The organism is Kribbella sp. NPDC055071, assembly GCF_053608045.1.
In genome coordinates this window covers 12256-23515 of sequence record NZ_JBSGUS010000010.1, presented here as the reverse complement: position 1 = coordinate 23515, position 11260 = coordinate 12256, and the positions used below count along the sequence as shown (strand labels likewise).

General features: G+C 68.8%; 5 protein-coding genes. 4 read left to right on the top strand and 1 reads right to left on the bottom strand.

The annotated features are described in order from the left end of the window. The first annotated feature begins 31 nt into the window (after positions 1-31). The 4 genes from ACWF4Z_RS17905 (at position 32) to ACWF4Z_RS17890 (ending at position 10745) form a co-directional block, all read left to right on the top strand. Complete coding sequence (locus ACWF4Z_RS17905) at positions 32-1579, top strand: gamma-glutamyltransferase (RefSeq protein WP_452244171.1); 1548 nt, start codon at positions 32-34, stop codon at positions 1577-1579. A gap of 74 nt (positions 1580-1653) precedes the next feature. Beyond that, positions 1654-2649: a glycosyltransferase family 2 protein gene (locus tag ACWF4Z_RS17900; RefSeq protein WP_452244170.1), complete on the top strand. Its 996-nt coding sequence runs from the start codon at positions 1654-1656 to the stop codon at positions 2647-2649. After that, positions 2646-4853 (top strand): hypothetical protein, encoded by a 2208-nt coding sequence (locus ACWF4Z_RS17895; RefSeq protein ID WP_452244169.1) that lies wholly within the window; start codon positions 2646-2648, stop codon positions 4851-4853. Before ACWF4Z_RS17900 ends, ACWF4Z_RS17895 begins: the two co-directional genes overlap by 4 nt. Before the next feature lie 246 nt (positions 4854-5099). Next, the gene (locus ACWF4Z_RS17890; protein ID WP_452244168.1) at positions 5100-10745 is read left to right on the top strand and encodes an Ig-like domain-containing protein; all 5646 of its coding nucleotides are present in this window, start codon (positions 5100-5102) and stop codon (positions 10743-10745) included. On the opposite strand, the gene ACWF4Z_RS17885 is transcribed toward ACWF4Z_RS17890, so the two are convergent. Next, on the bottom strand, positions 10696-11259 hold the full coding sequence (locus tag ACWF4Z_RS17885) for an N-acetyltransferase family protein (protein ID WP_452244167.1): 564 nt from the start codon (positions 11257-11259) through the stop codon (positions 10696-10698). The two genes, ACWF4Z_RS17890 and ACWF4Z_RS17885, sit on opposite strands and share 50 nt — an antisense overlap. Position 11260: the final 1 nt, after the last annotated feature.

The window sequence follows — 11260 nt, the reverse complement described above, 5'->3', positions numbered from 1 at the left end:
TGCCTGACCAGGCGACCGGCCGGGGCTCGCGATGAGTAAGGGTCACCCACGGGTAGCGGTCGCCGCGCCGAACGCGGCGGCGGCCGAGGCCGGCGTCCGGGTCGCGGCCGAGGGCGGCAACGCGGTGGACGCGGCGATCGCGGCCATCCTCGTCACGATGGTGAACGAGATCGGCGTCGTCTCACCGGCCTCCGGCGGCTTTGTCACCCTGCAGGTGGCCGGTGGCGACGCGGTCACGATCGACGGCTGGGTGGAGATGCCCGGCCGCGGCCTGCCGCCCGAGCGATTCGGTCAAGGCGTCTGGGACATCACCACGGACTACGGCGGCGGTACGACGACAACCGTCGGCCACGGGTCCGTGGCGACCCCAGGCGGGATGAAGGCCCTCGACCTCGCCCATCAGCGATCCGGCAAGGCACCGTGGCACGAGGTGGTCCAGCCGGCGATCGACGTTGCCCGCCATGGGTTCCCGCTGAGCCGCACCTCGGGCTACTACCTCGGTTTCACCCACGAGATCATCTTCGGCTGGCACCGCCCGAGCCACAGCGTCGTGCACGAGGAGGACGGCGCGGTGATCAAGGCCGGAACGACGGTCGTGATCCCCGAGCTGGCCGAGGCGCTCGAGCTGATCGCCCGCGAGGGCGCCGAGACCATGTACACCGGCGAGCTCGCCCGCTTGCTGGTTCGCGACATGGCTGAGAACGACGGCATCCTCACCGCTGAGGACCTGGCCGCCTACGAGGCCGTCGTACGCCCGGCCCTGACGGTCCGGCAGAACGGCTGGCGCCTGGCGACCAACCCGCCGCCGGCCGTCGGCGGCGTCGCGGCCGCCGCGATCCTGTCGTTGCTCGACGGGGTGCCGGCCGACGGCAGTTGGCGACAGTCCGAGATCGAGCGGCTGATCGAGGTCCAGTACGCCGTACTCGGGCAGCGACTCGCTGAGCTCGATGAGGAGGACAAGCGGCAGCTGGAGGGTCAGAAGCTCCTGGATCTCGCGGCCGCCGGTGATCTCCGCGCCTTGTCCTCTCCCAGTACGGCGACGGTCTCGGTCGTCGACGACGAGGGTGACGCCTGCGCGATCACGGTGTCGTCCGGCTACGGGTCCGGCGTGCTCACGCCGGGCACCGGCATCTGGCTCAACAATGCTCTCGGCGAGCAGGAGTTGTTGCACGGCGGCCCGCACAGCCTGGCGCCCGGCACCCGGCTCACGTCGAACATGGCGCCGAGCGTTGCCCGCCGCGAGAGCGACGGCGCTGTGCTCGCGATCAGTTCACCCGGTTCGGACCGGATCCCGACCGCGCTGGCCCAGGTCTACGCGCTCTACACGCATGGTGGGATGTCGTTGCGCGAGGCCGTCGAGCATCCGCGGCTGCACGTCCGCGTTCGGCAGGATGTGGTCGTCGACTACGAGGACGACCTCGAGGTGTCCGGCCTGACCTCACTGCCGACGCGGCCGATGCCGCCGCACTCGATGTACTTCGGTGGCGTCGCGGCGGCGTTCTGGGACCCGGCCGAAGGCCTGCTCGCGGTTGGCGATCCACGCCGTACCGGAGCCGTCGCGGTCTCACCTCCACTGTGACCGCGTGCCCTGCGCTCGGTGTGGTCGTTAGAGAGGAAGACACCCCCGGCCACTGAACTGGAAGGTCTGCAGCCATGCGGGACACCGCCCCCGAACTCTCCGTCGTCGTGCCGATGTACGACGAGGAAGAGGTGCTGCCGATCTTCTTCGACCGGATGCACCCGCTCCTCGACGGTCTCGGTGTCGACTACGAGTTGCTCGTCGTCGACGACGGCAGCCGGGACAGGACCGCCGCGCTGTTGCTGGCGGCCGCGGAGGACTGGCCGCAGCTCCGCGTCGTTCGCCTGCTGCGCAACAGCGGTCACCAGGCCGCCCAGTCGGCCGGGTTCCGTCGCGCGCGCGGCCGGTATGTCGTGACGATCGACGCCGACCTCCAGGATCCGCCCGAGGTGATCAGGCAGTTCCTCGACACCGTGCGCGCGAAGGACGTCGACGTCGTGTACGGCGTTCGCTCGGACCGCTCGAGTGATTCGCTGGCCAAACGGACCACAGCCCGGCTGTACTACCGGCTCATGTGCCGCTTGATCGGCAAGGGCATCCCGTACGACGCAGCCGACTTCCGGCTCGTGTCGCGTCGAGTGGTCGACGCGGTCAACGCGTTGCCCGAGGATGGACGCGTGTTCCGGTTGGTGATCCCGTGGCTCGGCTTCCCGAGTGTCGAGGTGAAGTACGTCCGGGCCGAGCGGGCCGCGGGGACGACGAAGTACAACTTCACCAAGATGCTCCGGCTGGCGTTCGACAGCGTGACCGCGTTCTCGGCCGCGCCGCTGCGGCTGGCGACCTGGCTCGGGCTGCTCGGCGGGCTGATGTCCGGGCTGTTCGTGGTCGGCGCCCTGGTGATCAAGGTGAGTGGGCACAGCATTCCTGGTTGGACGTCGACCGTGCTCACGGTCAGCATCATCGGCGCGATCCAGCTGTTCTGCCTCGGCCTCCTGGGTGAGTACGTGGCCCGGCTGTTCCAGTCCAGCCAGCGCCGGCCGCAGTTCCTGGTCGGGTACGACAGCCTCGACGACCGCGGCCACCGTCTCGACACCGCACCCAGCGAGAAGGAACCGGCCGACCACAGATGAGGCGGTTGCTCCCCTGGCTGCTGCCGTTGGCGGCGGCAGTCATCGGGCTGGCCTCGGTCGACGTCGGGCCCGGCCCGATCGTCAAGTACGCCGGCTACTTCGCCCTCGCGATCGCACTCCCCGGCACCTTGCTGCTGCGTGCGGCCTGGCGCAGCACGGGCAATTGGGCGGAGGATCTCGGCCTTGGTTCGGTCGTCGGTGCGGCCTGGCAGCTGGTCGGCTGGGCCGTGTTCACGGCACTCGGTTGGCAACGCTGGCTGATCATCTGGCCGGCGCTGGTGCTGATCACCTTCGCTGTGGTCGGGCGCCAGTACTGGCGCATCGCGGAGCCCAAACCTTTGCCGGTCGCGTGGACCTGGGGACTGGCACTGTCAGCGGCGGCCATGGTCGGCGCGGCCTGCGTCGGCGTGTACGCCTACCACCCGATGCCACCGGCGGGTACGGCGTACTACCCGGACCTCCTCTATCACTTGTCGATGGTGCACGAGCTGACTCGGTCGGTGCCGCCGGAGTTGCCGCAGGTCGCGGGGGAGCGGCTGGAGTACCACTGGTTCGCGAATGCAGACATGGCCGGCGCAGTGGACATCACTCGGCTGACACCGTTGGTGGTCTTGTTCCGATTGTGGTTGCTGCCGTGGCTGGTCGTCGTACTGCTCGTCTGCGCGACCTTGGCGCGGATCGTGAGCCGGACCTGGTGGACGGGCGTGCTCGCCGCACTCGCGTTGGCGGCGCCGCAGTTGTTCTTGTTTGTCGACACGAGTGTGAATCTGGCGGCACCGGTCAGCTTCCTCAGCCCGTCGCAGACGTTCGGGATGGCCGCCGCAGTGACGGTAGCCGTGGTTTTGATCGACCTGTTGTTCGCTCACGCGCGCAGCAGTGCCTGGCTGGTGGTCGTCCCGGTAGCCATCGTCGGCGGTGGGTCGAAACCCACAGTCGTGCCGCTGCTGGTTGCGGCGGTCGCGGTGGCAGCGGTGTACCTGCTGGTGACGACCCGGCGAGTGCCGCGGCGCATTGTGATCGCGGCTGCCGCACTGGTGGCGGTGGGAGTCGCGACGGTGCTGACGGTTGCTGGCAGCACTCAAGGTTCTGGAGTGCAGTTCCTTGCGATGCTGAAGGCGCTGCCCGTCTATACCGCGGCGACTGGTGACACGACGCCGCCAGGGGCCGGCGGTCTGATCCTGCCGGCGCTGGCGCACGGGGCCGTGCTCGGGACGCTGGCGCTGCTGCTGGGTCTGCTGCTCACCCTGCAGTCGATGGCGTGGGTCGGCTTCGCGGTCGCCGGTCAGCGGGACCCGATCGCGTGGTTCCTGCTCGGCGCGATGATCGCCGGCTGGTTGGGGTATCTGCTGATCGACCACCCGTCCGTGAGCGAGTCCTACTTCATCTACACCGCGGCGCCCTTCAGCCTGGCCGGCGCCGGGTGGTTCGCGGCGACCAGTGCGCGCGCGGCCGGGAGACCGATCCCGATCTCCGTCGTCGCCCTCGGTCTGTCGGTCGTGTATGCCGGTCTGCTCGTGTGGGCGAAGGGTGTGCCGGCCGGACCGCCAACTCGGCATCTGTGGTTGAGCACTCGGCTGTTGCTGGTGGTCCTCGCATTCACGATCGTGCTGTTGGTGGTGTGGCGACTCTTCTTCCGGCAGGCCGGCGGCGGACTGCTCGTCGTACTGATTCTGTTGGCGACCGCACCGATCAGTTCGTTCGCGCAGAGCGCGCTCCATGGGGACACCGAGAAGGCGCCGACGTATCGGGCGCCACAGTGGCGGGTGTACCCGGACGAGACCAACGCCGCGCTCTGGCTGGGGAAGAACTCCGCGCCGACCGCCGTGGTCGCGACCAACACCTGGTGCCGACCGGCCGGGCAACTGGCGCCCGGGTGCGATGCGCGTGGATACCTGGTCAGCGGTCTGGCCGGTCGCCGTACGCTGATCGAGGGCTGGGCGTATACCAACCAGGCGATGGCCGAGCAGGGCGTCGGCGGACGCCGATACACCGTGCAGCCGTCGCCGTGGCCGGACCGGGTCGCACTCACGAACCAGGCCCTCGCCGCACCGACTCCGGGTCTGCTGCTGAGGCTGCGCACCGAGTACGGCGTGAGCTGGCTGTACGCCGACGCCCGCAACGGACCTGTGTCACCCGCGTTGGACCGGCTGGCCGTGTTGCGACACAGCATCGGAATGGTTCGGATCTACGAACTCGGAGAGTGATTGTCCCGTAACATCGGGTCGGCGTGGAGCGTTAGCTCTGCGTAGGCCCGCCCGCCCGTGTGGCCGTCGCATGCGGTGACGTGATGGCTCGGGAGGGCGGAAGGAATGCGGGCGACGCGACCGGGTGCGGTCATTGGTCTGATCCTCGGTCTGGTGGCACTCGGCTGTGTCCAAGCAACTGTGCATGCCGCTGCCTATGAAGTCCCGGTGACGCCTTTTACACCAGGGGATTCGGCCACTGCCGTCATGCCCGGGACCGGGCTGCAGCAGACGATCACGGTCAACGGGCAGACCGAGCTGGGCGACGCGACGACGGCCGGGTTCCACGGGACCGGGCCGACCACCTACCTGCCGGCGATCGCGACGACGACGCCGGCGCAGGATCTGGTCGTGAACACCGGCACCTGCGCATCGACCGGCAGCTGTGGCGAGCGCGGGACGGTGACGATCGCGTTCAGCCAACCGGTTCGGAATCCTGTCCTCCACCTCGCGGGCCTTGGCGGCGCCGTCACCCAGACCGCCAGCGGCAAGCCGACCGCGCAGTCCGAGTTGCACTCGATCCTCAAGCTGACGACGCCCGGCCTCAGCCTCACCAAGGTTGGACCGGGCAACAATCTCGCCGTCAGCAGCGACACCGTCACCGCGGCCGACGACGACGCCGGCCCGACCTGCGTCAACACCAAGACCGGTATCGGCCTCGACGCCGCCGCGACTGCGGCCTGCGGTTCGGTCCGCGTGAACGGCGTCGTCACTCGCGTCACGTTCGCCGTCGCTGCGTTCTTCACCAAACATCAGAAGCTTCCGGCCTTCAACACCTCGTCGTCCGCCGATGCGTTCTCGATCGTCGCGTCGGCGGGCGAGGACTTCGGTGACGCGCCCGCGTCGTATGGCGCTGCCTGGTCGGTGCTCAGCGACGTACGGCTCGGCAAGGACGCGACCGAGGACAACTCGACCGTTGCCAACGGCACCACGGGTCCGACCGCGCCTGATCAGGCCGACGACGGCGTCACTTTCACACCGCTCCGCACCGACACGACGTCCTACACCGCCGAGCTGAAGCTGACCGGGGCCTCCAAGGGCGGTCGGGCGTGTGCCTGGATCGACCTCGACCACGACGGCACCTTCGACCCGATCGAGCGTTCTTGCGCCGGCTTCGCCGCCGGTCAGAGTGCGGTCACCCTGAACTGGACGGACCTCAGTCCGAAGGCGGGACCGACGTACGCGCGAGTCCGGGTCGGGTACGTCGATACCCAGGTGGAGAAGCCGGTCGGTCCGGCCGACGCCGGGGAGGTCGAGGACTACCCGGTGGTGATCACACCGCCGCCACCGCCGATCCTCCAGGACGACACCGCGACGACCGCGTTCGACACCACCGCCACGATCGATGTCCTTGGCAACGACAAGTCGGGCGATCCGGATTCACCGCTCAAGCCGAGCACGTTGTGCCTGGTCGACGGCAACGACTGCGTCGTGATGGTGAATGTTGTCGGCCAGGCCAAGTACGTCGCCAAGGCCGGCAAGATCCGGGTCGAGCCGGTCCCGGGCTTCGTCGGAGCCGGCAAGCCGGTCACCTACCGGGTTGCCGACAGCAACGGGATCACCGCGACCGCGAAGCTGACCCTCACGGTCGCACTCCCGGCCAAGCCGGTTGCGACGCCCGACACTTCGACCACCCCGCAGAACGTCAGCGTCGCCGTGAAGCCCTTGGCCAACGACCGCGCGGCGACCGGGGTGAAGCTCGTCCCCACCTCGGTCGTGCTTCGCGACCCCGCCGATGCGACCTTCAAGAAGAAGGTGGTGATCGCAGGCGAGGGGCAGTACGCCGTGAAGCCCGACGGCGGTGTGGACTTCGTCCCGGTCCCGCAGTTCACCGGCGTCGGTACCACGATCGGCTACCGCGTCTCCGACAGCACCGGCCAGACCGCTGAATCCACGCTGGTCGTGACAGTCACCCCGGTCAAGCCGACGGCCAACGGCGACTCGGTCTCAACCGCCTTCGATACGAACATCGCCGTGCCGGTGCTGGACAACGACCTGCCGGGAGCACCGGATGCTCCGCTCGATCCAACGAGCCTGCGGCTGGTTGACCCCGGCAGTCAGAAGCTGGTCGAGACGCTCACGATCGCGCGACAAGGCACCTATTTGGTGTCCGGCGGCAAAGTCACCTTCCAACCCGTGCACGGGTTCCACGGCGTCGGTACGACGCTGACCTATCAAGTGCTCGACAAGAACGGGACGCCGGCTCGCGCGCAGCTCACGGTGTCGGTCGACGCACCCGGTCCGCCGGTCGCGAACCAGGACACGATCACGACACTGCAAGGCGGATCGGTCGTCATCGCCGTCCTCGACAACGACAAGCCCGGGCCGACCGGTGCAGCACTACAGCCAGACACCGTGCGGCTGTTCTTGCCCGCGGCCGCCGAGCTGGGGACGACGCTGGTGGTCAAGGGGCAGGGCACGTACACGGCGAAGCCGGACGGCAAGATCCTGTTCGAGCCGGTGCCGACCTTCAGCGGGGCCGCGACCCCGGTCGGTTATCAGGTTGCTGATAGCAACGGTGCGATCGGGAAGTCGACGCTGAGTGTGCAGGTGACGAAGGTCCAGCCGGATGCGTCCGACGACACCGCGAGTACGGCGTACGACACGACGGCCACTGTGGTGGTGCTGGCCAATGACGAGTCCGGCGATCCGGCGGTGCCGCTGGTGCCGAGCAGCGTGCGGTTGCTGGACCCGCGGACCAAGCTGCCGAAGACCACAGTCGTCATCGACGGCGAAGCGACGTACACGGTGACTGCGGACGGGAAGGTCGCGGTCGATCCGATGCCGACGTTCACCGGGGTCGCGTCGCCGATCGCCTACCAGGTCTCGGACGTGAACGGCACTCTCGCCACAGCGACGCTGACGGTCACGATCGCGAAGCCGACCGTGCCGACCGCGAAGCCGGACACCGCGGTGGGCAAGCAGAACGTCCCACTGACGATCGATCCGCTGGCCAACGACACTGCGGGTGCGGGCACCGGGCTCGACCCGCTCAGCCTGGCGATCCTCGACCCGGCGGACGGTTCGCTGAAGAAGCTGGTCAAGATCCCGGGGCAGGGCAACTATCAGGTCAACCCGGACGGCACCGTCACCGTCGATCCGCTGCCGGGCTTCACCGGTACGGCGACCACGCTGAGCTATCGGGTCACCGACTGGTTCGATCAGGACGCGCGGTCGAGTCTCACGGTCACGATCACGCCGGTCACGCCGGTGGCGGTCGACGATACGGCGAGGACGGCGTACAACAAGACCGTCGTGGTCAAGGTGCTGGCGAACGACAAGCCGGGTGATCCGAGTGCGCCGCTGCTGCCCGCCAGCCTGTTGCTCACCGATCCGAGCGACGGGTTGCTGAAGGCAACGGTCCGCATCGCGAACGAGGGTGTCTACACAGCCGCCGGGGGAGTGGTCACCTTCGATCCGGGCGCGACGTTCCGCGGACCAGGGACGCCGTTGACGTACCAGATCGGTGACGCGAACGGGACCCTCGCTACCGCGCGGCTGTCGATCACGGTCGGGCAGCCGCCGGTCGCGGTCGCCGATACCGCCTCGACGCTCCAAGGCGTGAGCGTGTCGGTGAACGTGCTGTCCAACGACAGCCCGGGGACCGACGCCAAGCTCGATCGGACCTCGGTCGGGCTGCTCGATCCGGCAGCACGGACTACCGGCTACGTCAAGAAGGTGACGGTCGCGAACCAGGGCACGTACTCGGTGCAGCCGACCGGCGCAGTGGTCTTCGATCCGGTGCCGACGTTCCGGGGCAAGGGCCTCGCGATCAACTACCGGGTCGCGGATTCGGACGGGAACTACGCCGCCTCCACGCTGAGCCTGACCGTGACGCCGGTCAGTCCGGTCACGGTGGACGATTCGGCGATCACGCCGTTCGGGCATCCGATCACGGTGAACGTGCTGGCGAACGACAAGCCGGGTGATCCTTCGGCGCCGCTGGTCCCCGCGAGCCTGGTGCTGAAGGATCCGGCCGGAGGTTATGGGAAGACCTTCACGCGGGCAGGTGAAGGGACCTACGTCGCCGGTGCGGATGGGTCGATCACCTTCACACCGGTCCCGAAGTATCAGGGGGTGACGACACCGGCGACGTACCGGATCACCGACGACAACGGGACGACGGCAGAGGGACTGCTGTTCCTGACGGTCGGTCAGGGGCCTGAGGCAACCGCTGATGTCGTTGCCACCGAGCAGAACGTGACCGCGGTCGTTGACCCGCTGCTGAACGACAAGCCCGGGACGGGTGCGGAGCTGGTGAAGACCTCCGTGCAGGTGTACGGCGAGACGGCCGGATGGGGACGGAAGGCGGCGATCACCGGGCAGGGCGTGTTCGTGGCGAACGCGACGACGGGGAAGATCACCTTCGATCCCGAGCCGGCCTTCCGTGGGGTCGCCTCGATCGCGTATCGGGTCACCGACACGAGCGGGAACACGGCGACCTCGACGATCACCGTGACGGCAACGGCGGTCACACCGACGATCGCGGACGACACGGCCACGACGCCGTTCGAGACCGCGGCGACGGTCGCGGTCCTGGCGAACGACAAGCCTGGTGATCCGTCGGCCTCGCTGGTGCCCGCCTCGGTGCGCATCGAGGATCCGGCGACCGGGGATCCGGTCCCGTCGCTGACGGTCGCGGGCGAGGGTACGTACACAGTCCAGCCGGCCGGCGGGATCCAGTTCGTCCCGATCGACGGCTTCGCCGGCACCACGACTCCCGTCGGCTATCAGGTTGCCGACAGCAACGGAACGGTCGGGTCCGCCACTCTGACTCTCACCGTGCAGGCTCGACCGATCGCCGCCCCGGACTCGGCCCGGACGAAGCAGCATCTGCCGGTGACGATCGACCCGCTCGTCAACGACAAGTCCGGCCCGGGCGCGACTCTCGATCCGGCATCCGTGCTGCTGGTCGGTCCGGACGGAGCTCTGGTCGATCAGGTCACGATGGACGGCCAGGGCGAGTATGTCGTTGCCAATGGCAAGGTCACGTTCACCCCGGTGGCGGCGTTCACGGGCACCGCCCGGCCGGCGGCGTACGAGGTCAAGGACAGCAACCACAACTCGGCCCGCGCGACGATCACCGTGGCCGTGCTGCCGATCCGTCCGATCACCGTCGACGACAGCGCCGAGACGGCCTTCGGTACGGCGGTTGTCGTTCAGGTGCTCGGCAACGACAAACCCGGTGACGCATCCGCGCCGCTCGTGCCGGCTTCCGTCGTACTGCGGGATCCGGCCGATGGCAAGGACAAGAAGACGGTCACCGTTCCGGACGAGGGGACCTTCGCGGTCGGCGCCGGTGCTGCGATCACCTTCACGCCGGCCAAGGACTTCATCGGTACGACGCGGTCCGTCGCCTACCGCGTCACGGATGCCAACGGAACCTCGAACACCGCGCTCCTGGACGTGACCGTCGCCGGTCCTTTGGTGGCCAAGGCCGCGCCGGACACCGCGACCGGCACACCGGGCAACGCGGTCGCGGTCAACCCACTCCTCAACGACAACGGTGCCGGCACGGTCTGCCTCCGGACCGGAGCGGCGACCTGCACGAAGCGGATGACCAATGCCTCCGGCAACTGGTCGGTCGCCGGGGACGGGACCATCACCCTCACCCCAGCGGCTGGCTTCACCGGCTCCGCGAAGGTTGTCTACGAACGCACGGACGCGACCGGCCAGGCTGTGACCGCGCCGGTCAAGGTCATCGTCGGCGCCCAACCCGAGGAAGACCTCCGCGCGGTCAACCGCGCCGAACTCCCCGCCACCGGCGGCCCACCCGGAATCCTCCTCGTCCTCGGCGCCCTTCTCACCGCTCTCGGTGCGACCCTCGCGGCGCTGTCCCGGACGCGCCGTTGAGCTCCATCACCAGCATGAACTCGTCGCGATAGTCATCCGGGGCGACGCGGATCGCGCGGGGCTGGCGGCCGACGACCTGATAGCCGAGAGGCTCGTAGAAGCTCTCCAGGCCGAGGCCGTCGCGGATCGTGAGTTGCAGTTGCTCCAGCCCGAGATCGACCGCCGAGCCGCGCAGACCCTCCATCAGCATCCGGCCTGCGCCGTTGCCCTGGTGCTGCGGGTGGACCATCACCCGGAGCACCGTGCGCCAGTGCGCTTGCAGCGCGCTGCCGCGACTCACCAGCATGCCCATCCCGGCGTACCGCTCGCCGGTGTGCAGCACGCCGAGCAGGTCGACGCCGGCCGCGACTCGGCCGAGCGCCTCGTCCAGCGTCTCGGCCACGAGCTCGACCGGCGCCGGTGGCGTGAACCCGACCGCACCGCCGGCATCGGTCGCCGCGACCCAGGTGTCCAGCAGGTCCGCCCGCACGACCGGATCCAGAGCTTCTTCCGGTTCCACCACCAGATACTTCACT

Excerpts from the sequence above, each read along its gene's own strand:
- ACWF4Z_RS17895 (WP_452244169.1), top strand. The coding sequence starts at position 2,646 with ATGAGGCGGTTGCTCCCCTGGCTGCTGCCGTTGGCGGCGGCAGTCATC.
- ACWF4Z_RS17905 (WP_452244171.1), top strand. The coding sequence starts at position 32 with ATGAGTAAGGGTCACCCACGGGTAGCGGTCGCCGCGCCGAACGCGGCG.
- ACWF4Z_RS17900 (WP_452244170.1), top strand. The coding sequence starts at position 1,654 with ATGCGGGACACCGCCCCCGAACTCTCCGTCGTCGTGCCGATGTACGAC.
- ACWF4Z_RS17890 (WP_452244168.1), top strand. The coding sequence starts at position 5,100 with ATGCCCGGGACCGGGCTGCAGCAGACGATCACGGTCAACGGGCAGACC.